General features: G+C 50.3%; 22 protein-coding genes and 1 pseudogene. 14 read left to right on the forward strand and 9 right to left on the reverse strand.

What is annotated here, in order from left to right:
- Positions 1 to 43: 43 nt before the first annotated feature.
- The 4 genes from rnm to AYY17_RS15105 all read left to right on the forward strand — a co-directional run bounded on the left by rnm (position 44) and on the right by AYY17_RS15105 (position 3,734).
- The gene (gene rnm, locus AYY17_RS15085) at positions 44 to 904 is read left to right on the forward strand and encodes an RNase RNM (protein WP_067424863.1); all 861 of its coding nucleotides are present in this window, start codon (positions 44 to 46) and stop codon (positions 902 to 904) included.
- A gap of 21 nt (positions 905 to 925) precedes the next feature.
- Positions 926 to 1,546, forward strand: coding sequence for an L-threonylcarbamoyladenylate synthase (locus AYY17_RS15090; RefSeq protein ID WP_067424865.1), 621 nt, complete (start codon positions 926 to 928; stop codon positions 1,544 to 1,546).
- 115 nt (positions 1,547 to 1,661) lie between these two features.
- Positions 1,662 to 2,594: a 23S rRNA pseudouridine(2605) synthase RluB gene (rluB, locus tag AYY17_RS15095; RefSeq protein WP_067424867.1), complete on the forward strand. Its 933-nt coding sequence runs from the start codon at positions 1,662 to 1,664 to the stop codon at positions 2,592 to 2,594.
- A 192-nt stretch (positions 2,595 to 2,786) separates the two neighbouring features.
- On the forward strand, positions 2,787 to 3,734 hold the full coding sequence (locus AYY17_RS15105) for a hypothetical protein (protein WP_067424871.1): 948 nt from the start codon (positions 2,787 to 2,789) through the stop codon (positions 3,732 to 3,734).
- Between the two features lie 194 nt (positions 3,735 to 3,928).
- Here the strand turns inward: AYY17_RS15105 and AYY17_RS15110 are convergent, their stop codons facing one another.
- Positions 3,929 to 4,711 carry a YciK family oxidoreductase gene (locus AYY17_RS15110; protein ID WP_067424873.1) on the reverse strand — a complete coding sequence of 261 codons (783 nt, stop codon included), beginning with the start codon at positions 4,709 to 4,711 and terminating at the stop codon, positions 3,929 to 3,931.
- Between the two features lie 180 nt (positions 4,712 to 4,891).
- Here AYY17_RS15110 and sohB point away from each other — a divergent pair, with 180 nt between their 5' ends.
- Positions 4,892 to 5,944, forward strand: a complete 1,053-nt coding sequence (gene sohB, locus AYY17_RS15115; protein ID WP_067424875.1) for a protease SohB — start codon at positions 4,892 to 4,894, stop codon at positions 5,942 to 5,944.
- Positions 5,945 to 6,012: 68 nt separating this feature from the next.
- Here sohB and AYY17_RS15120 read toward each other — a convergent pair whose 3' ends face one another.
- A complete protein-coding gene (locus AYY17_RS15120) occupies positions 6,013 to 6,264 on the reverse strand; it encodes a DUF2498 family protein (protein ID WP_067424878.1) in 252 nt (83 codons plus the stop codon).
- 286 nt (positions 6,265 to 6,550) lie between these two features.
- Between AYY17_RS15120 and topA the strand changes: the two are divergent.
- The 4 genes and pseudogenes from topA (at position 6,551) to acnA (ending at position 13,982) form a co-directional block, all read left to right on the forward strand.
- A pseudogene (topA, locus tag AYY17_RS15125) lies at positions 6,551 to 9,152 on the forward strand (type I DNA topoisomerase).
- A 483-nt stretch (positions 9,153 to 9,635) separates the two neighbouring features.
- Positions 9,636 to 10,610 carry an HTH-type transcriptional regulator CysB gene (cysB, locus tag AYY17_RS15130; protein ID WP_067406333.1) on the forward strand — a complete coding sequence of 325 codons (975 nt, stop codon included), beginning with the start codon at positions 9,636 to 9,638 and terminating at the stop codon, positions 10,608 to 10,610.
- Positions 10,611 to 10,828: 218 nt separating this feature from the next.
- Entirely contained in the window at positions 10,829 to 11,020 is a 192-nt protein-coding gene (locus tag AYY17_RS22400; protein WP_235845401.1) for a hypothetical protein, read from the forward strand.
- 295 nt (positions 11,021 to 11,315) lie between these two features.
- A complete protein-coding gene (gene acnA / locus AYY17_RS15140) occupies positions 11,316 to 13,982 on the forward strand; it encodes an aconitate hydratase AcnA (protein ID WP_067424882.1) in 2,667 nt (888 codons plus the stop codon).
- Positions 13,983 to 14,038: 56 nt separating this feature from the next.
- Here the strand turns inward: acnA and ribA are convergent, their stop codons facing one another.
- Positions 14,039 to 14,647, reverse strand: coding sequence for a GTP cyclohydrolase II (ribA, locus tag AYY17_RS15145; RefSeq protein WP_067406611.1), 609 nt, complete (start codon positions 14,645 to 14,647; stop codon positions 14,039 to 14,041).
- Positions 14,648 to 14,874: 227 nt separating this feature from the next.
- Between ribA and AYY17_RS15150 the strand changes: the two genes are divergently transcribed.
- The 5 genes from AYY17_RS15150 (at position 14,875) to yciH (ending at position 18,362) form a co-directional block, all read left to right on the forward strand.
- Entirely contained in the window at positions 14,875 to 15,594 is a 720-nt protein-coding gene (locus AYY17_RS15150) for a phosphatase PAP2 family protein (RefSeq protein WP_067424885.1), read from the forward strand.
- A 180-nt stretch (positions 15,595 to 15,774) separates the two neighbouring features.
- The gene (locus AYY17_RS15155; RefSeq protein WP_067425114.1) at positions 15,775 to 16,080 is read left to right on the forward strand and encodes a LapA family protein; all 306 of its coding nucleotides are present in this window, start codon (positions 15,775 to 15,777) and stop codon (positions 16,078 to 16,080) included.
- A 5-nt stretch (positions 16,081 to 16,085) separates the two neighbouring features.
- Complete coding sequence (gene lapB / locus AYY17_RS15160; RefSeq protein ID WP_067424888.1) at positions 16,086 to 17,255, forward strand: lipopolysaccharide assembly protein LapB; 1,170 nt, start codon at positions 16,086 to 16,088, stop codon at positions 17,253 to 17,255.
- Between the two features lie 49 nt (positions 17,256 to 17,304).
- Positions 17,305 to 18,036: an orotidine-5'-phosphate decarboxylase gene (pyrF, locus tag AYY17_RS15165; RefSeq protein WP_067424890.1), complete on the forward strand. Its 732-nt coding sequence runs from the start codon at positions 17,305 to 17,307 to the stop codon at positions 18,034 to 18,036.
- A 2-nt stretch (positions 18,037 to 18,038) separates the two neighbouring features.
- On the forward strand, positions 18,039 to 18,362 hold the full coding sequence (gene yciH / locus AYY17_RS15170; protein WP_412779024.1) for a stress response translation initiation inhibitor YciH: 324 nt from the start codon (positions 18,039 to 18,041) through the stop codon (positions 18,360 to 18,362).
- Positions 18,363 to 18,486: 124 nt separating this feature from the next.
- Here yciH and AYY17_RS15175 read toward each other — a convergent pair whose 3' ends face one another.
- The 6 genes from AYY17_RS15175 to rsxC all read right to left on the reverse strand — a co-directional run bounded on the left by AYY17_RS15175 (position 18,487) and on the right by rsxC (position 25,526).
- A complete protein-coding gene (locus AYY17_RS15175) occupies positions 18,487 to 20,424 on the reverse strand; it encodes an exoribonuclease II (protein ID WP_067424894.1) in 1,938 nt (645 codons plus the stop codon).
- A 100-nt stretch (positions 20,425 to 20,524) separates the two neighbouring features.
- Entirely contained in the window at positions 20,525 to 21,166 is a 642-nt protein-coding gene (gene nth, locus AYY17_RS15180; protein ID WP_067424896.1) for an endonuclease III, read from the reverse strand.
- A gap of 31 nt (positions 21,167 to 21,197) precedes the next feature.
- Entirely contained in the window at positions 21,198 to 21,902 is a 705-nt protein-coding gene (locus tag AYY17_RS15185) for an electron transport complex subunit E (RefSeq protein ID WP_067424898.1), read from the reverse strand.
- Positions 21,902 to 22,528 carry an electron transport complex subunit RsxG gene (rsxG, locus tag AYY17_RS15190; RefSeq protein ID WP_067424900.1) on the reverse strand — a complete coding sequence of 209 codons (627 nt, stop codon included), beginning with the start codon at positions 22,526 to 22,528 and terminating at the stop codon, positions 21,902 to 21,904. Before rsxG ends, AYY17_RS15185 begins: the two co-directional genes overlap by 1 nt.
- Complete coding sequence (gene rsxD, locus AYY17_RS15195) at positions 22,525 to 23,619, reverse strand: electron transport complex subunit RsxD (RefSeq protein ID WP_067424902.1); 1,095 nt, start codon at positions 23,617 to 23,619, stop codon at positions 22,525 to 22,527. The genes rsxG and rsxD overlap by 4 nt, the downstream gene beginning before the upstream one ends.
- A gap of 2 nt (positions 23,620 to 23,621) precedes the next feature.
- Positions 23,622 to 25,526, reverse strand: a complete 1,905-nt coding sequence (gene rsxC, locus AYY17_RS15200) for an electron transport complex subunit RsxC (protein WP_067424905.1) — start codon at positions 25,524 to 25,526, stop codon at positions 23,622 to 23,624.
- Positions 25,527 to 25,529: the final 3 nt, after the last annotated feature.

Genomic DNA, 25,529 nt, shown 5'->3' on the forward strand with positions numbered 1-25,529 from the left:
CGGGTAAGCAGGCAGTTGTCAGAGAGAATAAAGAGGAGACGCGATGGAGCCGGAAAACACAGGTATAGACCGGGAGTGCTATGATTTACATAGCCATACCACAGCGTCAGACGGCATTCTGACACCAGAGCAATTACTGGACAGAGCCATGGAGATGGGTGTGACAGTGTTAGCGATTACTGATCACGACACGACAGATGCACTTCCTGTTGCGCATCATTATCAGCAGACACATAATTTGCCGCTGAAAGTGATTAATGGTGTTGAAATATCAACGCTGTGGGAACATCATGAAATTCATATTGTCGGGCTGAATATTGATATTCTGCACCCGGCGATGACAGAATTATTAGCGCAGCAATCAACGCGCCGCCGTGAGCGCGGAATGTTGATAGGTGAGCGCCTGGAGAAAGCCGGGATCCCCGGCACCTGGGAAGAGGCGTGCGAACTGGCGCAGGGTGGCGAAGTCACCCGCGGGCATTTTGCCAGGGTGTTGATTGCCCGGAAAGTAGAACCCACTATCCCGAAAGTATTTAAACGCTTCTTAGCCCGCGGAAAAACGGGCTATGTGCCGCCGCAGTGGTGTGAAATCAGTGAGGCGGTTGATGCTATTCATGCCGCTGGTGGTCAGGCGGTGCTGGCGCATCCCGGTCGCTACGGGTTATCCGCCAAATGGCTGAAACGGCTGTGTGATTTCTTTAAACAGACCGGCGGCGATGCGATGGAAGTGGCACAGTGCCAGCAGGCACCGGATGAGCGCCGGGTACTGGCGGAATATGCATTAACATACGGATTAAAAGCCTCTCAGGGATCCGATTTTCATCAGCCGTGTTCGTGGATAGAACTGGGCCGTAAATTGTGGTTACCGGGCGGCGTTATACCAGTCTGGCAGGATTGGTCGTGAAGGATTAACAGAGGAAATATAATGGGCCAGATGTTTCATATTCATCCTGATAACCCACAGGCGCGCGTAATCAAGCAGTGCGTGGAGATTATCAACAAAGGCGGTGTGGTCATTTATCCGACCGATTCCGGCTATGCTATCGGCTGCCGCCTGGAAGATAAAGACGCATTACAGCGGATTTGCCGCCTGCGGCAGATTGACAGTAATCATAACTTTACCCTGATGTGTCGTGATTTATCCGACATTTCGACCTACGCTCAGGTGGATAACAGCGTATTTCGTTTAATCAAAAATAATACGCCGGGTAATTACACCTTTATTCTGCGGGCAACAAAAGAAGTGCCCCGTCGTCTGATGAGTGAAAAACGTAAAACAATCGGGATGCGGATACCGGCTAACCCGATTGCTATGGAACTGCTCGCCGCAATGGGTGAACCTATTATGTCTGCCAGCCTGATCCTGCCGGGTAATGATTTTGCGGAATCTGACCCGGAAGAGATCAACGATAATCTCGGCAAACAGGTGGATCTGGTGATCAACGGCGGGTATATCGGTCAGCAGCCGACAACCGTGATTGACCTGACCGATGATGTACCGGTTATTGTCCGTGAAGGTACCGGGGATGTTTCACCGTTCCTGTAACCGCCGCTGATGTGCATGGCATGTGTAAAATTGCGTTAGCGCCGTGCATGAACCTGTGTATAATGTTGCGGTTGATTTTCATGACGCCTGTGAAGGCGACAGCAGAGGGTGCTCAATGAGCCAGAAGACAGAAAAGTTACAGAAAGTATTAGCCCATGCAGGGCATGGTTCGCGCCGTGAAATTGAAGGCTATATCGAAGCGGGTCGTATCTCAATTGACGGAAAAACTGCCACACTCGGCGACCGTATTGATGTAAATACCAGTGCAAAAATCCGTTTTGACGGACGCGTGCTGGGTGTGAAAGATGCACAAAAAAATCCGTGTCGTGTACTGGCATACTATAAACCGGAAGGGGAATTATGTACCCGTAATGATCCGGATGGCCGTCCGACCGTTTTTGACCGTTTACCTAAAATTCAGGGGGCGCGCTGGATTGCCGTTGGTCGCCTGGATGTTAATACCAGTGGTCTGCTGTTATTCACAACCGACGGTGAGCTGGCAAATCGCCTGATGCACCCGAGCCGGGAAGTGGAACGCGAATATGCGGTGCGTGTATTCGGTGAAGTGGATGACGCCAAGCGTAATCAGTTACTGAAAGGTGTTCAGCTGGAAGATGGTCCGGCTTCATTCCGCGCGCTGAAATTTAAGGGCGGAGAAGGGATCAACCAGTGGTTTAACGTCACTCTGACAGAGGGTCGTAACCGGGAAGTCCGCCGTATGTGGGAAGCCGTGGGTGTGCAGGTCAGCCGCCTGATCCGCGTCCGTTACGGGGATATCGATTTACCTAAAGCGCTGCCGCGTGGCGGGTGGGTTGAACTTAACCTGGAAAAAACGAATTACCTGCGCGAATTAGTGGGACTGGCACCTGAAATAACAACAAAAGTGTCAGTGGAAAGTGACAAGCGCCGTATCAAAGCGAATCAGATCCGCCGTGCGGTAAAACGTCATGCTCTTCCGGGAGCCGGCGCACCGAAGCGTGCTTCCGCCCGTCCTGCCTCTTCCCGTCAGGGAACCGGTGTTACTCAGAAGCGCCGGGCAGGGAAATAACCGCGTTTTTGCGGAAAACATATATTTTTGTGTGTTCAGACAGCTGAGTAATATTATAAACGCCCGTAGTGAGTGACTGCGGGCGTTTTTTTATGTCCGGATCATGCAAATAACCATCAGGTACGCTAAGATATTCTGTCTGTGCTTTCATCTGCAGGCCTGTTCCGGTAAAAGATCTTTTTTGTGAAGGAGATGAATATCGCGATAACCAGATATAGCCTGTTTGCGCTCATCTGTTTTCTTCAGGGATGTGATGACAGCACACAGACTGAAATGCCCGAACAGAGCCGGTATTACTTTAGTAATGTTACCGGGGACGATCTTTTTTTTACGCTGAACGGGAAAAATATTCATGCTGCTCACCGGGAAAGCGGCATGCTTTATTTACCGGTCGGGCTGAATCATCTGGAAACACCCCAGGGTCAATCTATTCAGTTTATCACCTATCCGGGTAACAGCGGGGGTATTATTAATCCTTCACGCGCGCGTTATTATTCCTACACTATTTATGATGACGAAATGCTGCATTCTCCGATGTTTAATTCCCTTGTAAAGCAATTTGAATTTGACGGGCATTATTATCAGGGACCGCTGCGCACCAGTAATGCGGAGCTTATCGATAATAATATTTTCAAGTGCCGGTATCCCGGGGAAGTAGCAGATGTAAAAGCAGAACTGGAAAGTTATGTTGCAGGTAAAAAGGGAATGCTGACCATTTGCTTTAATGAACCTGAGTTTCGTCAGTTCCTGGAATATCATCCGCGCGGGGTGCGTTTATTACCGGAAAGTACAATTATTACACCTGACCAGGATGCTGAAGTTACGTTTACGTATCGTCTGCGCGATTTTAATTTTGCCGATCCACAGTTACAGCAGGGCGAAAAAGAAATAGCTGCGATACTGACAGAATATCAGCACCAGAAGGATGTGAATAAAAAACACGATATATACAACCGCTATCATACGGTTCTGATGTCTATGGCGCAGCACTACCGGCAGGCGACACTGCGCCGGGAAAAAGATAATACAGCTGAAAAAGAGGAAAGCCGGAAATTCAGCGATTTTATTCAGGAATCGGGCGAAATCTTTGGTGCCGGGATATTACCTCTTACAGAGGATGATTTACCCCCGGCACACTAATATACCCTTATTCATTCAAACTGCAGGTGTGTTGGCTTCGGTCAACCAGCCGGGTCACATACTGATGTATGCTCCCCATCTGTCTTCCCTTGCCGCCTTCCTGCATCTTGAATGACGTTGGGTAGATACCCTTATTCATTCAAACTGCAGGTTCGTTGGCGGCGTGAATGATGTTGGATATAGTGCTGCTGACCTTATTCCGCAGGTCCGGCTTTCCGGCCCGGCTGTGCATCAAAACTTATTCCGTTTTTACCCGCACTGTCATTACACATGACATACAGATATGTCGGCATAATATCTGCCGGTGTTTTCAGTTTTTCAGACGCTTCATCAGGAAATGCACCGGCACGCATTGCAGTACGGGTGCCGCCCGGATTAATGCAGTTGGTACGCAGCCCGGTTCCCGCATATTCCTGAGCAAGCACCTGCATCATACCTTCTGTCGCAAATTTGGAAACGGCATAAGCTCCCCAGCCCGCGCGGCCTTCACGACCCACACTTGATGATGTAAAGACCAGTGAACTCTGCGGTGCGCGCAGCAGAAGCGGCAGCAGTGCCTGTGTCAGCATAAAAGTGGCATTCACATTTACCTGCATTACATCCTGCCACAACTGCGGCGGTTGTTCCGTCATCGGTGCAACCACGCCGAGAATCCCCGCATTATGCAAAACGCCGTCAAGATGCGGTACGGCGTGTGCCAGTACAGCGGCAAAATCGCGGCACTGTTCCGCTGTCAGTGTCAGCAGATCATGGCAATAAACGCGGGGAGTGATACCGTATTTCTGTGCAATTTCATCGCTGACTGCCCGTAATTTACTCTCTGTGCGCCCCGTAAGAATAAGGTCTGCGCCGTAACGTGCGTAGGTGAGAGCGGCTTCCCGGCCTATCCCGTCACCGGCACCGGTTATCAGAATAACTTTATTTTTCAGGGCATCAGGCGAGGAAGGGGTAAAGCGGGATACATCATTATTATGCATGGCAGATAACTCCGGAAAAGCGAATGAACGGGTATCACATCACAGACGTGGTGTGAATCCGTTTTTATCATACCGTCCTCAGGGCGTGATTGCCATCAAGGGTTACAAAACTAGTTGAGCATTTATCAGTTTTTTTAGTTAAAATAGCAGCATTCAATTTTTCAGTATTAAGGTGTGCCGGTGGAGTTTCTCTCACAATACGGTTTGTTTCTTGCAGAAACCGTAACAATTGTTCTGGCAATCATTGCCATTGTTGTATTTTTTGTCATGCTCAGCATCCGTAAGGGGCAGTCTTTAGGTAAATTGCGTCTGACTGATCTGGGGGAAAACTACCGTGACAGACAGCGTGAAATGCAACATGCCCGCATGAGCGAAGCAGAGCAGAAAATCTGGAATAAAGCCTTTAAAAAACAACAAAAAAACGAAGATAAAAAAGATAAAAACAATGCGAAAGACGGGCAGACCCGTTTACGCAAGCCATGTGTTTATGTTATCGATTTTAAAGGCAGTCTGGATGCTCATGAAGTTGAGTCCCTGCGTGAGGAAATTACGATTATCCTGTCTGTCGCAGAAAGCGGGCTGGATGAAGTCCTTATTCGCCTCGAAAGCCCGGGCGGACTGGTTCATGCATATGGTCTGGCAGCGGCACAATTGACGCGCTTACGTGAAAAAAATATCCGTATCACCATCGCTGTGGATAAAGTGGCTGCCAGCGGCGGCTATATGATGGCGTGTGTGGCAGACAAAATTGTGGCAGCACCGTTTGCTATCCTCGGCTCGATTGGTGTGGTGGCACAGGTCCCGAATATTCACCGTCTGCTCAAGAAAAACGATATTGATGTAGAGATGCATACCGCCGGTCAATATAAACGTACACTGACCTTTATCGGACAGAATACAGATGAAGGGCGTGAAAAATTCCGTCAGGAACTCGATGAAACACACGTTCTGTTTAAAAGCTTTGTGTCTGAGAACCGTCCGTCACTGGATATTGAAAAAGTGGCAACCGGTGAACACTGGTACGGCACACAGGCAAAAGATCTGGGTCTGGTTGATGAAATCGCGGTCAGTGATGATTTAATTATTGCAGCAATACCTGATCACGAAGTGATTCAGGTGCGCTATTTCCGCCGCAAACGTCTGATCGATAAACTGACGCAAAGTGTTATGCTAAGCGCAGATCGTCTTATTCTGCGCTGGTGGCAGCGCGGGAACGGACCGGTCGGAAAATAACCGGAAATAAAAATGAATTAACGGCAGCTCAGGCTGCCGTTATTGTTTCTGCACGTTTATACCTGACGTCAGCCGACTAAATGATATTGCTCTGACATAGTATGTGCGAGATGTTTAAACATATTAAATGCAGCGGCACTTTTGAGTGTCGGCAAACCCTGGTCGTCTAAAAAGTATTCACCTTTAAAAACCAGTACGCCACATTTTTGTTCGACATCATCAGCGATCATTCCTTCAATGAAGTCGTCATGTTCCTGTATGATTTTATTCGCTTTTTCTAACAGTTCGGCTTTACCGGCGGCGATGGTTTCTTTTTGCATTTTGTGAACTCCTTTAAAAAATATTTTGTTGCGCATCACTATTTATCAGGTAAAGTGTGGGTTTTTCAAGATCCCCGCACTTTTGCGGGATGACTGCTTGCGTAATACACTTTAGCGACGGCGATATTAAAAATACATCATTTCACGACATATGTTTTGAGTTGAAACAAAGCATTAGTATAAAAAGAGTTGATCTATTACGAAAGTGCCGCAATATAAAAGAAATGTATTTAACGCAAAAATTGGCGTTTTTATAACCGCCCCGAAAATTTAGGTAATGATAATTATGGGTAAAGCTCTGGTCATCGTGGAGTCCCCGGCAAAAGCCAAAACGATTAACAAGTATCTCGGCAAAGACTACGTGGTGAAATCCAGCGTCGGTCACATCCGGGATCTGCCGACAAGTGGTTCTGCTGCCCGTAAACCGGCGGTGGCAGGCGACAAAGTAAAAGACAAAGTAAAGAAAGTTAAAAAAAGACGAACGTACCGCGCTGGTCAGCCGTATGGGCGTTGACCCGTTTAACGGCTGGGAAGCGAATTATCAGATCCTGCCGGGTAAAGAGAAGGTCGTATCGGAATTACAGCACCTTGCCAGTGACGCCTCTCACATCTATCTCGCGACGGACCTTGACCGCGAAGGGGAAGCCATTGCGTGGCACCTGCGGGAAGTTATCGGTGGTGATGACAGTCGTTTCAGCCGTGTTGTCTTTAACGAGATTACAAAAAATGCCATTACCCAGGCGTTCGAACAGCCCGGTGAACTGAATATTGATCGGGTGAATGCTCAGCAGGCGCGTCGTTTTATGGATCGCGTGGTGGGCTACATGGTGTCCCCTTTGCTGTGGAAAAAGATTGCCCGCGGTTTATCTGCCGGTCGTGTACAGTCTGTGGCTGTGCGCCTGATTGTTGAGCGCGAGCGCGAAATTAAAGCCTTTGTGCCTGAAGAGTACTGGCAGGTTCACGCGTTACTGTCTGATAAAAAAGAACAGTTACGCATGGAAGTTGCACAGGAAAACGGTAAAGCGTTTAAGCCGGTCAATGAGAAACAAACTCAGGCTGCGGTGGCAAAACTGCAATCGGCGACATACAAAGTTGTTGACCGGGAAGATCGCCCGACCTCCAGCAAACCCGGCGCACCGTTTATTACCTCCACGTTGCAGCAGGCTGCGAGTACCCGCCTGAGCTACGGCGTGAAGAAAACCATGATGATGGCGCAGCGTCTGTATGAAGCCGGACACATTACCTATATGCGTACCGACTCAACAAACCTGAGTCAGGATGCGATTGTGATGGCGCGGGAATATATCACTGAGAATTTCGGTGATAAGTATCTTCCTGAAAATCCGAATATTTACAGCAACAAAGAAAATTCCCAGGAAGCGCACGAAGCTATCCGTCCGTCTGACATTACTGTCACGGAAGCGGATTTATCGGATATGGAGCCGGATGCCCGCCGTCTGTATCAGCTAATCTGGCGTCAGTTCGTGGCTTGTCAGATGATGCCGGCAAAATACGATTCCACCACACTGACAGTGGAAGCCGGAGACTTCAGTCTGAAAGCCAAAGGACGCACATTGCGTTTCGACGGCTGGACCAAAGTCATGCCAGCGCTGCGTAAGAATGATGAAGACAAAACGCTGCCGCCGATTGAGGTGGGTACTGTCATGGCGCTGGACTCTCTGGAGCCCGCACAGCACTTTACCAAGCCGCCTGCACGTTTCAGTGAAGCATCGCTGGTGAAAGAGCTGGAGAAACGCGGCATCGGACGTCCGTCCACGTATGCATCGATTATCTCCACTATCCAGGATCGCGGTTATGTCAAAGTGGAAAGCCGTCGTTTCTATGCGGAAAAAATGGGGCAAATCGTCACGGATCGTCTGGAAGAGACGTTCGCTGAGCTGATGAACTACGATTTCACCGCGCGGATGGAAAACCAGCTTGACCACATTGCCAATAATGAGGCGCAATGGAAGTCTGTGCTGGATGAGTTTTTTGCCGATTTCAGTACACAGCTTGATAAAGCCAGTCTGGAGCCGGAAGAAGGCGGTATGCGCACGAATCCGATGGTGATCACCTCGATTATCTGTCCGACCTGTGAACGTCCTATGGGGATCCGCACGGCATCAACCGGTGTATTCCTGGGTTGTTCCGGTTATGCGTTGCCGCCGAAAGAGCGCTGCAAGCAGACCATTAACCTGATCCCTGAGCATGAAATTCTCAATATCCTCGAAGGGGATGATGCAGAAACCAATGCTCTGCGTGCCCGCCGTCGCTGCCCGAAATGTGGTACGGCAATGGACAGCTATCTTATCGATACCACCCGTAAAATGCATGTGTGTGGTAATAACCCTGAGTGTGAAGGTTATGAAGTCGAAGAGGGCGAGTTCCGCATTAAAGGGTATGAAGGTCCGGTTGTAGAGTGTGAAAAATGCGGCTCTGAAATGCACCTGAAAATGGGACGTTTCGGTAAATACATGGGGTGTACCAACGACGAATGTAAAAATACCCGTAAGATTTTACGCAACGGCGAAGTGGCACCACCGAAAGAAGATCCGGTACCGTTACCGGAAATGCCGTGTGAAAAATCAGACGCTTATTTTGTTCTGCGTGATGGCGCAGCCGGTATTTTCCTGGCAGCACATAATTTCCCTAAATCACGGGAAACCCGCGCACCTCAGGTGGCTGAGTTAGTCCGCTTTAAAGACCGTTTATCCGAAAAAATGCGCTATCTGGCAGATGCACCGGTTGCGGATCCTGAAGGGAACCCGACTACTGTGCGCTGGAGCCGTAAAACCAAGCAGCAATATGTTGCATCGGATAAAGACGGAAAAGCGACCGGCTGGTCTGCGTTCTATATCGACGGCAAATGGGTTGAAAAAACCAAATAAATTGGTGAATTAGTTTCAACTATACCCAACGTTACAGGGTATGAAACCAGTCAGTTTACCGCTGACTGGTTTTTTTACGCCTGTTGTTTGTACAAAATCTTATAACTATAGCGATCGGTTATATACACCTGATAAAAAAGACTAAACATCGTGCAGTCAGGTAGTTTGTGTATCCGGCTGTAAGCGTGGTACAGCGGGCACGGTGTCTTATATTTTTTAGCTGGTGTCTGTATGGGTTTTGTTATAATGTCGATGAATGGATTGTTGTTATAACAAAATGATTGGTTATTACTTTTTGGTATAATTAAGACAATAACAAGCTATACCCAACGTCATTCAAGGTGCAGGCAGGCGGCAAGGGAAGACAGACAGGGAGCATAGATAAACTATGTGACCTGGCTGGCTGAGTGCGGCCAACGAACCTGCGGTTTGAATGAATAAGGGTATAAGTACTGACAGCAGGTTATGTGAAAGGAACACCGGATGAAATTACAACAATTGCGCTATATCGTGGAAGTGGTTAATCATAACCTGAATGTCTCTTCGACCGCAGAAGGGCTTTATACCTCGCAACCCGGTATCAGCAAGCAAATCCGTATGCTGGAAGATGAACTTGGCATGCAGATTTTTGCCCGCAGCGGCAAGCATCTGACCCATGTCACACCCGCGGGTGAGTCAGTGCTGCGCATCTCGCGTGAAGTGCTGGCAAAAATTGAAGCGATCAAAGCGGTTGCCGGGGAGCATACTTATCCGGAGCAGGGCACTCTCAGCATCGCCACCACTCATACGCAGGCGCGTTATGCACTGCCGCCGGTTATCAAAGGGTTTATTCAGCGCTATCCGCATGTCTCACTGCATATGCAGCAGGGTACGCCGACACAGATAGCAGAAGATGTCTGCAAAGGAAACAGTGACTTTGCTATTGCAACAGAAGCGCTGCATCTTTATAAAGATTTGATTATGCTGCCGTGCTATCAGTGGAACCGTGCTGTGGTGGTGTGTAAAGATCACCCTCTGGCGCAGCGCCGTGACCTGACGATTGCTGACCTCGCTGACTATGAAATTGTCACTTACACGCATGGTTTCACCGGGCGCTCTGAGCTGGACAATGCATTTGAAAAATTGGGCTTACAGCCAAAAGTTGTGTTTACAGCAACAGATGCGGATGTGATAAAAACCTATGTCCGTCTGGGGCTCGGGATTGGCGTTATCGCCAGTATGGCGGTTGATCCGGAGACAGACAAAGACCTGGTCTGCATTGATATGCGGGATAAATTCAGCTACAGCACCACTAAAATAGGTTTCCGGCGCGGCAGTTTCCTGCGCACCTATATGTATGATTTTATCTGGCGTTTCGCGCCGCACCTGACCCGGGATGTCGTGGACAAAGCGATCGCGCTGCGCTCTAATGACGATATTGAAGCGATGTTTAAAGACATCACACTGCCGATTGTCTGAGGAATTGAATGATAACGCGCTCAGTTATAACCAAAAATATATTGGTAGCAGCCGGGCTTACCTTAGCGGCATTTTCCGCGTTTTCCGCTGAACCGGTCTGTAAAGCAACGGTACATGACCCGGAAAGTTATGATTATACGGATGAGTGTTATTATAGCGGTACTAATCTGTTGCAGACCTACAGCCTATATCGGAACACAGGCAGTAACAGGGATTATATGACAGAAAAACTGACTGCGGGAACTAATCAGAGCTTCAGTAATTTTGGTAATGCAGTTGATCTGGAATATCAATGGAAAGGAAATAATCATCTGACGTTGATACAGCAGTTTGGCGGTGGCATAGATACTATCACCTTTGATTATGATGGTAAGGGAACGACAGTATTGATGGAACGCAGCCCGGATTAGGAAGCAATCATTTATCTGAATGATTGATTTTAATTACACGTGATTACATTTAGTTAACAATTTGTGCACCTGCCCCCACACTGTTTGCGGGAATATGATATCTTTATATACTCGTCATACTTCAGAATGCCTGGGTGTTGACTTCGCTCAGCCAGCCGGGTCACATAGTTATCTATGCTCCCCGGCTGTCTTCGCTTGTCGCCTACAGGCATCCCGAATTATTTAGAGTATAACTATAATAATAAGTAATAAGGATGATATCTGTTTAACCCGCACACATCATGGTGGAGGCGTTATGTCGTTAACCTTAAAGCAACAATGTGAAAGCCGGCTGACGGTCGGCTCACAACATTATCAAATTTACAGTCTCTCTCTTCTCGCTGACCTGCTCGGCAATCTTGATAAACTCCCTAAATCACTAAAAGTATTGACTGAAAACCTGCTGCGTAACCTTGATGGTAACAGTGTTCAGAATGCCGATTTACAGGCGCTGATTGACTGGCAAAAGACCGGTACGGTGGATCACGAAATTGCTTTCCGGCCTGCGCGTGTTCTGATGCAGGATTTCACCGGGGTTCCGGCGGTGGTGGATCTGGCAGCAATGCGCCAGGCTATCCGCTCACTGGGTGGCAAAGAAGAGAAAGTGAATCCGCTGTCGCCGGTTGATCTGGTAATAGATCACTCAGTGATGGTGGATGAATACGGCAGTGATCAGGCATTTGCCGGTAATGTGGACATTGAAATGGCGCGCAATAATGAGCGCTATCGTTTTCTGCGCTGGGGACAACAGGCGTTTGACCGCTTTCGTGTTGTGCCGCCGGGTACCGGAATTTGTCATCAGGTCAATCTGGAATATCTCGGAAAATCCGTCTGGTATGAAACCCGCGACGGCAAAACCTATGCGTATCCGGATACATTGGTGGGTACAGATTCGCATACCACCATGATTAACGGGCTTGGCGTGCTGGGCTGGGGTGTCGGCGGTATTGAAGCTGAGGCCGCGATGCTGGGACAACCTGTCTCCATGCTTATCCCTGATGTGGTCGGGTTTAAACTGACCGGAAAGTTGCGCGAAGGGATCACAGCGACCGACCTGGTGCTGACCGTCACACAGATGTTGCGCAAACATGGCGTAGTCGGAAAATTCGTCGAGTTTTATGGTGACGGACTGGCGCAACTGCCGCTTGCAGATCGCGCAACCATTGCCAATATGTCACCGGAATATGGCGCGACCTGCGGCTTTTTCCCGGTGGATGATGTAACGCTGGAGTATATGCGGCTGACCGGGCGCAGTGATGATGAAATTGCCCTGACACAAGCGTACTGCAAGGCGCAGGGGCTGTGGCGCTACGCCGGAGACGAGCCGCGCTTTACCTCCGGGATGGCATTGGATCTGGCAACAGTGGAAACCAGCCTGGCGGGGCCGAAGCGCCCGCAGGATCGTGTGGTACTGGCACAGGTGCCGACAGCATTTCAGGCCGCACTGGATCTGGAGCTGAATAAAAAGCCGCTGACGGATAAAATTCAGAGCGGGGACACTGTCACCCCTGAAGATGGCGCCGTGGTGATCGCGGCGATCACCTCCTGTACCAATACGTCCAATCCGGGCGTGTTGATGACCGCCGGTCTGCTGGCAAAAAATGCGGTTGAAAAGGGGTTAACCCGTAAGCCGTGGGTGAAAACGTCACTCGCACCGGGCTCCAAAGTGGTGACCGATTATCTGAATGCCGCCGGGCTTACCCCGTATCTCGATACCCTCGGTTTTAATCTTGTCGGCTATGGCTGCACAACCTGTATCGGTAATTCAGGCCCGCTGGATGCGGATGTTGAAGCGGCAATCAAAGATAATGATCTGACAGTCGGCGCAGTGCTGTCAGGGAACCGTAACTTTGAGGGACGCATTCATCCGCTGGTAAAAACGAACTGGCTGGCGTCTCCGCCGCTGGTGGTCGCTTATGCGCTGGCGGGAAATTTGTACTGCAATCTTGAAACTGACCCGCTTGGGTATGACCAACAGGGTAACCCGGTCTGGTTAAAAGATATCTGGCCGGATAATGCCACAATTGCCGCTGCGGTGGAAAACGTTAAAACGGCGATGTTCCGCAAAGAGTATGCCGCTGTGTTTGAAGGTGATGAACAGTGGCAGGCTTTGCCGGTGGAAAATACGCCTGCTTATCAATGGCAGCCTGACTCAACCTATATCCGCCATCCGCCGTATTTTGAGGGAATGCCGGTTGAACCCGCTCCGGTCAGAGATGTAAAACAGGCGCGCATTCTTGCGATCCTCGGGGATTCAGTCACAACTGACCATATTTCACCGGCAGGTAATATCAAAGCAGACAGTCCTGCCGGGCGCTATCTGCAGGCTCACGGTGTGGCACCGGCAGATTTTAACTCCTACGGTTCAAGGCGCGGAAACCATGAAGTGATGGTGCGCGGCACATTTGCCAATATCCGTATCCGCAATGAAATGGTGCCGGGCACGGAGGGCGGATTTACCCGCCATATTCCGTCCGGTGAAACACTGTCTATATTTGATGCCGCTATGCGTTATCAGGAAGCGCAGACGCCGCTGGTGGTGGTGGCGGGGAAAGAGTATGGCTCCGGCTCCAGCCGTGACTGGGCGGCAAAAGGCACGAATTTACTCGGCGTAAGAATGGTACTTGCCGGGTCTTATGAGCGCATCCACCGTTCTAACCTGATCGGGATGGGAATAGTGCCGCTGGAATTTCCGGCGGGTACAGACAGGCACACAACGGGGCTGACCGGTGAAGAGCTGATTGATGTCGGCGGGTTAAATATTCTTGAACCGAAGCAGATTGTTCCGGTGCGTATCACGCATGCGGACGGGCGGGTGACGCAACTGAATGCATTGTGCCGCATTGATACTCAGACGGAACTGGCTTATTACCGCCACGGCGGTATTTTGTGTTATGTGATCCGCCAGATGTTGCAGTCATAGTTACAGTCATCAAAAAAACAAAGCGCGGTCTTTACAGCCGCGCTTTTACTGTTTTATCAGTGATTACAGCCGGGGCTCTGGCACAGTAAATGTCCCATTTTTTCGGCTTTGGTATCCAGATAATGGGCATTTGACGGGTTACGCCCGACAATCAGCGGCACACGTTCAGTGATATTGATCCCGGCCTGGGTCAGGATCGCGACTTTTTCCGGATTATTAGTCAGCAGACGAACTGCGCTGATATCCAGCAGTTTATACATGTCAGCACATAAGGTAAAATCACGTTCATCGGCGGCAAAGCCCAGTTTCTGGTTTGCTTCCACCGTATCCAGACCGGTATCTTGTAAGGCATAAGCGCGGATTTTATTCAGCAGACCAATATTCCGGCCTTCCTGGCGGTGATAAAGCAACACACCCCGGCCTTCTTCTGAGATCTGCCTCAGTGCGGCTTCCAGCTGAAAACCACAGTCGCAGCGCAGACTGAACAGGGCATCACCGGTTAGACATTCGGAATGAACACGGGATAATACCGGCTCATCACCACTGATATCGCCAAACACCAGTGCGACGTGGTCGTGCCCTGTGGCGGTTTCTTCAAAACCGACCATTAAAAACTCGCCGAACGGAGTGGGTAATTTGGCTTGAGCAACACGTTTTAACTGCAATTTATCATTCATGATATAATTAACTCATTGATATAAATGTCGTATTTTAACGCCGGTAACAATAATGCTGATAATAATAATAGCGATTACAGTACCTGCGCCGCCCGGGAAATGAAACTGACATTCATTTTCCGGGTCAAATAACTGAACATGACCATAGTAGTACAAGATGTAGTACAAGACATTGACAAAATAATATTTATTTTAACAGGAATAATTAATCAGCAATGAAAAACGTAACAAAACCCTTCATTATGGCCTTTGTTTTATTACTTTTATTGCCGATGGTGATGTTGCTGACCGGCTGGCGCTGGCAACCTGCCGGTGATGACGATTTATTGCGCGGGTTGTGGTATCTGACTGATACAGCAGCGTATCCGCTGGCTATTATCGTATCTCTCTTCTTTTGTCTTCTGTTTATCGGTTTGTTTCCGGGCAGTAAAAAGCAGGCTTTGCGCCTTGCGGCAATGATGCTGATAGTGATTGCGGCAGGTCAGGGGATTAAAGTCGTGATGAAAAATACGCTGCAGGAGCCGCGTCCTTATGTGGTCTGGCTGGCACAGCAGCACATTGTGACGGAAACTGATTTTTATGCACTGTCCCGGCCTGAGCGGGCAGAATTGCTGGAAAACAGACTATCAAACCATTATCAGATCCCGGGCTGGCAGTTAATGCACTGGCAGAGCGAAACCGGGTATGCATTTCCGTCCGGTCATGCCTTATTTGCCGGCGCGTGGTCGATGCTGCTATTCGCTTTCTTTTGGGCGCAGCGACGCACGGGGGTAGCCATGGTTATTCTGATCTGGGGTATTCTGGCACAATACAGCCGCATGGTGCTGGGAATGCACTGGCCATCTGATATTATTATGTCAGTGATTATTAATGGGTTACTTGTTGGCGGACTGTTTTTATGGCTCAATAATCAGAGCAGGAAAGCGGTATTATGATATAATCACATTCCGCTGAAATCGTTGCCGGTTTTTTGTATAAGTTGTGGCAGAGCAGCGGGAAAATGCCCGGAAACACAATAAATTACTTTTGCTCCCGCACAGGGAAATGGTAACGTAAGGGGTTAGTCTGTCCGTAAGATGCGGAACGCAACCCTGGTACTGATAATAGGAATGCCGGTGAAATATTTTCTGATTTTTATCCTTGTTCTGGTGATTTTCATCATTTCAGTGACACTGGGCGCAAATAACGATCAGGTAGTCACATTTAATTATCTGATTGCGCAGGGACAGTATTCTGTTTCCACCTTGCTGGCGGTGTTGTTCGGCACAGGGTTTGTGCTGGGATGGATTGTCTGTGGTCTGTTCTATTTACGTCTGCGGTTATCGCTGGCCCGTGCCCGCCACCGGATCAAGCGTCTGGAAGCTGACCAGACGGCGCCGGCTTGCGGGTCGGTTGCGGTACAGGACACCACTAAGGAATAAGCATTATGCTTGAGCTGTTGTTTCTTCTGTTACCTATTGCCGCCGCCTATGGCTGGTACATGGGGCGACGCAGCGCACAGCAGAATCAACAACAACATGCTGACCGCCTGTCACGTGATTACGTGGCAGGGGTAAACTTTTTACTCTCTGATCAGCAGGATAAAGCCGTTGATTTGTTCCTTGATATGCTTAAAGAGGACAGCTCCGCTTTTGAGGCACACCTGACCCTGGGCAACTTATTCCGCTCCCGCGGTGAAGTGGAACGTGCCATCCGCATCCATCAGTCTCTGATGGAAAGTGCCTCTCTCTCTTACGAACAACGCCTTCTCGCCACTCAGCAACTGGGTCGCGACTATGTTGCCGCCGGTGTGTATGACCGTGCGGAAGCGCTGTTTTTACAGCTGATTGATGAAGCTGATTTCAGACAAAGTGCACTCCAGTCTCTGTTATCTATCTACCAGTCCACCAGTGACTGGAGTAAAGCTATTGATGTTGCGGAAAAACTCCTGAAGCAAGGGGATACCGGGCAGCGGGAGAATATTGCCAATTTTTATTGTGAACTGGCTTTGCAGGCGCTGGGCAGTGATAACACAGACGGCGCGTTTGCTTGTTTGTCAAAAGCAGCAGGCGCTGATAAAAATTGTGCCCGTGTGTCGATTATGCAGGGGCGCATTTATATTGATCGCGGTGATTATCAAAAGGCCGTGGATGTATTGAAACGGGTATTTGATCAGGATAAAGAGATGGTCAGCGAAACGCTGCCCATGCTGGAAACCTGTTATACAAAGCTGGAGCAGCCGGCGGAATGGGCAGAATACCTGCTTATCTGTTCCGATGAAAACATCGGGGCAACGGCTGAGCTGTATCTTGCTGATATTATCGAAAAACAGGAAGGTCCTGAGATGGCGATCACCTATGTGAACCGCCAGTTACAGCGCCATCCGACAATGCGTTTATTCTGCCGCCTGATGGAATATTATCTGTCAGAAGCAGAAGAGGGCCGCGCCAAAGAGAGCCTCGGCCAGCTGCGCAACATGGTGGGTGAACAAATCCGCACCAAACCGGATTACCGCTGCGGAAAATGCGGGTTTACCTCCCACGCCCTGTACTGGCATTGTCCGTCCTGCCGGTCATGGGATACTATCAAGCCTATCAGGGGTTTGGACGGACAGTGACAACGTCACATTTACCCGTATCATCCACGAAACCACAGGTAATAAATTCATGACATCTCTCATGTTACGCGCCGGGAATGCAAATATTGCATCGCCTGTCATTGTTGCGCTTGATTACGACAATCTGAATAACGCCCTGGAATTTGCTGACCGCATCGATCCCTCACAGTGCCGCCTGAAAGTCGGCAAAGAACTGTTTACGTTATACGGACCGGATTGTGTCCGCGCATTGCAACAGCGCGGGTTTGAGGTGTTTCTCGACCTGAAATTCCATGATATTCCGAATACCACGGCACACGCGGTGCGGGCGGCGGCTGAACTGGGTGTCTGGATGGTTAATGTCCACGCATCCGGTGGTGCGCGCATGATGACCGCGGCGAAAGAGATCTTGCTGCCATTCGGCAAAGATGCGCCGCTGCTGATTGCAGTGACTGTACTGACCAGTATGGAGCAGAGTGATCTTGCCGGTATCGGGCTGGATATCTCTCCGGCAGAGCAGGCATTGCGCCTCGCCCGCCTGACAAAAGATTGCGGGCTGGATGGTGTGGTGTGCTCCGCACATGAAGCACAATTACTGAAGCAGTCTCTTGGTCAGCGTTTTAAATTAGTGACACCGGGGATCCGTCCCGAAGGCAGCGATGCCGGTGATCAGCGCCGTATCATGACGCCGTGTGCTGCTGTCAGTGCCGGGGTGGATTATATGGTTATCGGACGTCCGGTTACCCGCAGCGACGATCCGCTGGCGGCATTGCAGGCAATTAATGCCTCATTGGGAGTATGAGAATGGACAACAATTCACGGCTGGTATACTCCACGGAAAGCGGGCGTATCGATGAGCCGCAGGTAAAAGCAGAGCGCCCGAAAGGTGACGGTATTGTCCGGATCCAGCGCCAGACCAGTGGTCGTAAAGGTAAGGGCGTTTGCCTGGTCACCGGTCTTGATCTTGATGATGCGGCACTGACCAGGCTGGCCGCAGAATTAAAAAAACGCTGCGGCTGCGGTGGTGCGCTGAAAGACGGCATAATTGAAATCCAGGGCGATAAGCGGGATTTACTGAAAGAATTGCTGGAAGGAAAAGGCTTTAAAGTCAAACTTGCCGGTGGCTGAATCTGAATGATCAGTATTGTTTGCCGTCGATAAATAAAAAAACCGCCATTATAAATTTAAATAATGGCGGTTTTTTGTTATGCAGAATTATTTACAAAGTCTGCTGCACGGACAAACCGCAGATTCAGACAGGGCGTGCCAGAATGTTGCGTGTTTCCATTTTCACTTCTGCAATCTTCACCGGGATAATATCATTAAGGCGATAACGGACTTCACCGTTGATAATCACTGAACCGGTTTCCTGGCTGCACTGTAATTCATCTTTTACCGGGTGAATAAAAGTACCCGGGATAAAGGCAACGGCACCGTTTTCTGTCAGACGGACACGGATACCACCGCGGGTGATATCAATAATTTCCGCCGGGAACGGTGTGTCAGTACCCGCATAAGGGTGCAGATAACGGGCATATAACCAGTCTCCGACATCCCGCTCAGCCATACGGTTGGCACGACGGCGCTCAGCCAGATGTTCAGCCAGTTTCTCAGCTGGTTTTTCAGCCGGTTTACCGGCAATAATGGCTTTGAGTAACCGGTGATTGAGGATATCGCTGTATTTACGGATAGGCGATGTCCAGGTGGCGTAACCATCCAGCCCGAGACCGAAGTGTGGTCCTCTCTCCATCCGGACTTCCGCAAATGTCTGGAAGCGGCGGATACGGCTGTCGAGGAACTGTGTCGGCTGATTATCCAGTTCACGGCGCAGGCGGCAGAAGCCATCCAGTGTCAGCAACTCTTCAGCGGTAAAATGAATGCCGTTTTCTGCCAGCAGCGCCACGGCCTGGTCAACGGTCAGCGGATCAAGGCCGGTATGCACGTTATACACACCAAAGCCCAGTTCTTTATCAAGCACCACGGCGGCGCAAATATTAGCCGTGATCATCGCTTCTTCCACAATGCGGTTGGCGCTGCGGCGATGTTCAGCGACGATATCCGTGACCACACCCTCTTTATCGAGAATAAAGCGGAAATCCGGTCTTTCTTTAAAGACCAGTGCATGAGTTTCACGCCACTGGTGACGACGCTGATACATTTCCTGTAATAACGCAATCTGCTGACGGATGGTTTCATTGGCAGGGAGACGGTCTTGCGCGCCTTCCAGCAGATCAGAGACATCGTCATAAGCCAGTTTGGCTTTGGACTCAACCCATGCCGCAAAGAAAGTGGCATCATCGGCCAGTGATCCGTCTTCATTTATGGATATCTGACACACAATCGCCGGGCGGCGGACATGAGGATGCAGAGAGCAGAGGTCATCGGACAGATTACGCGGCAGCATCGGGATATTGAAGCCCGGCAGGTAGTTGGTAAACGCGCGTTTATGTGCGATAGCATCCATTTCACTGCCCGCAGGAATATAAGCAGTCGGATCAGCAATGGCAATGGTCAGGCGAAGCTGGTTATTATCACCTTTGGTGATATAAAGCGCATCATCCATATCTTCAGTGGATGCACTGTCAATGGTGACAAAATCCAGGTGTGTCAGGTCAGTACGGGGCAGGTCATCATCAGCCAGTTTGGCTTCAACCGGCTCCGGCTCTTTCAGAGCATGCTGGTGACGGGTCAGTGTGACCCACCACGGTGCGTAATGATCATCGGCATGCGTAATAAACCCGGTAATTTCAGCATGGAAACTGCGGTCCCCCTTTAACGGATGGCGGCGCATTTCTGCCACAGCCCAGTCACCTTGTGCGAACGTGTGCTCAACGTTTTTTGCCGGGCGGCACGGGATTGAATCTTTTAACAGCGGGTGATCCGGAATTATCCAGAGACGTTCATCATTTTCTTTACGCTGTACACGCCCGACAAAGCGGTCGAGGAACGGCATAACCAGTGTTTCAGGCTCTGCAACATCTTTATTATTCACACTGTGAATAGCGGCGGTAATGCGGTCACCGTGCATCACTTTTTTCATGTGCGGTGGCGGAATAAAATAGGATTTTTGTCCGTCAACTTCGAGGAAACCGTAGCCTTTGTCTGTACCTTTAACGATACCTTCGACGCGCAGTGTTTGACCGTGGAGCTGTTGCTTTAGCTGATTTAACAGCGGGTTATCTTGAAACATAGGATCCCGTACTGGTTGGGTGATCAAATTTGATGTTATTTTACGCGAATTCACGCTGTCCGCAAGCACAGAGGACAATTTCTGTTTAATCCGCAGTGAATTATTCCTCCGGATAGACCTTTTCGCCAAATTCACATAAATCTTCGATAATACATGAGCCGCAGCGGGGTTTGCGGGCAATACAGGTATAACGTCCGTGCAGTATAAACCAGTGATGGCAGTCGACTTTAAACTCAGCCGGAACAACCCGTAATAATTTTTGTTCCACTTCATCAACATTTTTACCGGGGGCAAACTTTGTGCGGTTACAGACGCGGAAAATATGAGTATCAACAGCAATAGTCGGCCAGCCGAATGCCGTATTGAGCACGACATTGGCGGTTTTCCGCCCGACACCGGGCAGCGCTTCAAGTGCCGCGCGATCTTCGGGAACCTCTCCGTGATGGAGTTCAATCAGCATCCGGCAGGTTTTAATCACATTTTCGGCTTTGGTATTAAATAACCCGATAGTTTTGATATAGGTTTTTACGCCGTCCACACCCAGCGCCAGTATGGCCTGCGGGGTATTGGCAACAGCATAAAGCGGACGGGTGGCTTTATTGACGCTCACATCAGTCGCCTGAGCGGATAACAAAACAGAGATAAGCAGTTCAAACGGTGAACTGAACATCAGTTCTGTGGTGGGTTGCGGGTTGTTATCCCGCAGGCGGGTCAGAATTTCAATACGTTTTTCTTTATTCATAACGACATTGGCTCATTAATCCTGAATCATTTTATCTGACCAGATGGCTTCCGCATCCTTTTTCAGTTTCATAGACTCTTACGTCTGACACATTTTTGCGTTTTTTCATCTTTTCATCAATAAGATACTTGGCGGCAAGCATTAAGCCAAGCCCGATAAACGCGCCCGGCGGTAACATTGCCAGTAAAAACGGGGTATCAAGATGCAATATATCCACCCGCAGGACTTTTGCCCAATCACCGAGCAGCAGGTCAGCGCCGTCAAACAGGGTACCGTTTCCGAGGATTTCGCGCATGGCGCCGAGCACAAACAGCGCAGCAGTTGACCCCAGCCCCATTGCAAGACCATCTATTGCGGAAGGAAAAATGGCATTTTTTGCCGCAAATGCTTCGGCACGTCCAATCACAATGCAGTTGGTGACTATCAGCGGGATAAATATGCCGAGTGATTGATATAACCCGAATGCATAGGCGTTGATCAGTAACTGAACGGCGGTCACGACAGAGGCAATCAGCATCACGTAAATCGGGATGCGGATTTCTGACGGGATCCAGCGGCGCAGGGCGGATACCGCAATATTTGTGCAGCAGAGCACCAGGGTGGTCGCCAGCCCCAGTCCCAGTGCGTTTGTGACCGTGGAGGACACCGCAAGCAGCGGGCACAACCCCAGCACCTGAACCAGTGCTGAGTTATTTCTCCATAAACCATCAGCGAATAACGTTTTGACCTGACTCATTATTCTGCTCCGCAGTGTGGTAATTCAGTTAATTGTGGCGGCAGTGTTTGTATATATACAGCCGTTTTTCTCACGGCATTAACAACCGCGCGTGGCGTGATTGTCGCACCGGTGAACTGATCAAAATCACCGCCATCTTTTTTGACCGCCCAGTGCGGATCAGTGGCGGAATCGACATGTTTGCCGCTCAGCGTGGTTATCCAGTCTGAAATCCGGGTATCAATTTTATCCCCCAACCCCGGGGTTTCTTTATGCTCAGTTACCCGGCTGCCCAATACGGTCTGGTTAAAATCAGCGGCAACCAGTAACTGAATGGCGCCGGAATAGCCGTCCGGCGCGGTAGATTCAAGCACTGCCGCAACCGGTTCACCATTTTTGCGGGCAACATACAGGCGGTGAGGCAGATTATTGCCGAGCATCGGGTCGGTCACAAGGTAACATTCCGCAATCATATCATTATCATACATTCCGGCGGGCAGAATTTGGGCAAACAGCGCTTTTTGCTGCTCAGCCGCCTGCTGCTCAATTGCCGGTTTGGTCAGCGTATAGACAAACCCGCTCAGACCGGTGGTTCCGGCGGCAAACAGGGCGAGGATCAGCCCGTAACGGCGCAATGTGGCAATCATTTATTTCCCCGTTTATGCCCGTAAACACGGGGTTGCGTATAGGTATCAATCAGTGGCACGGTGATATTGGCCAGCAGAACAGAAAATGCGACAGCATCCGGATACCCGCCGTAAACGCGGATAACCCATAATAAAAGCCCAATTAGTGCGCCGTAAATCAGGCGACCACGCGGGGTGGTGGAAGCGGTAACCGGGTCTGTGGCGATAAAAAATGCGCCCAGCATGGTAGCCCCCGAAAACAGCTGAATAACCGGCGTGGAAAAATGTGCGGGATCCATCAGATAGCCAATGGTTGCCAGCACAGTGAGTGTCCCCAGCATTGCTGCCGGTACCTGCCAGGCGATGACACGGCGGTTTAACAAAATACAGCCGCCGATCAGATACCCGATATTAATCCACTGCCAGCCAATACCTGCAACAGAGCCCTGCAATACCGGTTGTAAGAGGATCTCATTCATATCGCGGGTCAGAAGTCCGGTTTTAAAGCTGTCCAGCGGTGTTGCCTGGCTCATGCCGTCGGCTCCTGCGCGTAACTGCTCTAATGTCAGTCCCTGATCGGATAATCCGCTGAAAATCACATGAAGACTGTCGCTGACTGAAATCGGCATGATTTGCAGACTTTCCGGCGGCAGCCAGCCTGTCATCTGAACCGGGAAGGAGATAAGCAGCACCACATAACCGACCATCGCAGGGTTAAACGGATTCTGACCCAGCCCGCCATACAGATGTTTGGCAATAATCACGGCAAAGAATGTACCGGTGACAATCAGCCACCAGGGGGCGAGCGGCGGAATACTGACCGCAAGGAGTACGGCGGTGACCAGCGCGGAATTATCTTTAAGATAAGGTATTACCGGCTGTTTGCGCAGACGGACAGCGACGCTTTCGGCAACGATGGCTGTGGCGGCGGCAATCAGTATCTGAATAAGTGTACCGATCCCGAAGAACCAGAGCTGTGCGGCAACGCCCGGCAGCATGGCGATAACAACCCACAGCATAATGGCGGACGTATTGTCGCGGTTATGTGTGAACGGTGACCCTGCTATTTTCAGCCGGTGCGGTGTGTTTGAGGAAACGGACCTAAATTTCATGCTTATATCGCTTCATTATCAGTAGTTTTTTCAGCGGCCTGCGCGGCTTTTTTTGCTTTGGCACGGGCAATGGCAGCAGCAACAGCGGCTTTGCGCGGATCAACATCGGCTTCCGGCGCAGCTACCGGTTCAGGTGCACTGTGCGTTTCACCGCTTTGCTCAGCGGCCTGTGCCGCTTTCTTGGCTTTGGCACGGGCAATGGCAGCAGCAACAGCGGCTTTGCGCGGATCGGTGTCAGTTTCTGCGGTTACATCATCAGGGACAGACACTGAAGCAGCGGCTTTTTCTGCCTGACGCGCCCGTGCCTGTGCTTTTCTGGCTTCACGGGCAGCAATGACAGCGCTGTTATCCGGCAATACCGTCGGGTTGATAGTAATTGTGCCGCCTGCGGTGGTATTTTTTTCTTTCACCCGGGCAAGAGCTGCACTGATGGCAGAGCTGTCTTTTTCATCCACCTGTACAGCGGCTTTTTTATGCCGTACATCGCGGGCTTCTTTTTCGCGGGCAAGGCGGGCTTGTCTGGCTTCAAAGCGAACTTTTGCATCCGCTGCCCGCTGCGTTTCGTTGCGGATCTCAATAATCTGTGCTTTTTCCTGCCGGTAATATTGCACCAGCGGGATATTGGACGGGCAGACCCAGGCGCAGGCGCCGCACTCTATACAGTCAAATAAATGGTGTTGTTCTGCTTTCTCGTGCTCTTTGCCTTTGCTGAACCAGTATAATTGCTGCGGCAGCAAACCGGCAGGACAGGCATCCGCACAGTGACTGCAACGGATACAAGCCTCTTCCGGCGCTTCGGGCTGCATCTCATCTGAGGTCGGCGCAAGAATACAGTTACAGATTTTCACTACCGGTACATTGAGATCCGGCAGGGTAAAGCCCATCAGCGGGCCGCCCATAACCACCATTTGCTGGTGCTGTGGGTTAAATCCGGCTTGTTCCAGCAGGAAACGTACCGGCGTGCCGAGGCGCGTCCAGAAATTTCCCGGCGTATTAACTGCTTCACCGGTGACGGTGACCACGCGCTCAATCAGCGGCTCTCCGTCAACAATGGCACGTTTTATGGCAACCACTGTGCCGACGTTTTGCATCAGCACGCCGATATCAGATGAACGCCCGCCGGAAGGCACTTCCCGCCCGGTCAGAATTTTTGTCAGTTGCTTAGCGCCGCCGGACGGGTATTTTGTCGGGATCACCCGCACATGTATTTGTGCTTCCCCTGCGGTGACTTCACGCAGGGCGGCAATCGCTTCAGGTTTATTATCTTCAATGCCGATTAACACCTGTGTTGGTGCCAGCAGATGCATCAGGATGTGAATACCGGTCAGAATTTCTCCGCCATGCTCCTGCATCAGGCGATCATCCGCCGTGATATAGGGTTCACACTCTGCGGCATTGATAATCAGGGTGCGGATAAGGTCACCGCCGCCTTTAAGTTTGCTGGCAGTCGGGAAGCCTGCGCCACCCAGCCCGGCAATTCCCGCCTGATGAATGCGGTCAGTCAGTTCGGTTTTACTCAGTGAGCAAAAGTCAGGTGTTTTTTCAGCAGAATACGCCGTATCCAACCCGTCAGTCTGTATACGGACACACGGCGCGGTCAGTCCGGACGGGTGTGCGGTCACACAAGGTTCAATCGCGGTGATAACCCCGGATGAGGTGGCGTGAACCGGTAATGTGCGCCCGGTGCCGGTTGTCAGTGGCTGACCTTTAAGAACGTGTTCACCCGGGCGGACAATCAGGTCGCCTTCGTTGCCGATATGTTGTTGCAGCGGAATAATCAGTTCCGGCGGGACAGGGCAGACACGCATCGGCGTGCGGGAGGATTGCACTTTCATTTCCGGCGGATGAATACCACCGTCAAAATCCCAGACCCGGTTTTTTTTCAATAAATTGAGTAAATTAAACATAAA

The organism is Morganella psychrotolerans, from assembly GCF_001676055.1.
Classification (GTDB): domain Bacteria; phylum Pseudomonadota; class Gammaproteobacteria; order Enterobacterales; family Enterobacteriaceae; genus Morganella; species Morganella psychrotolerans_B.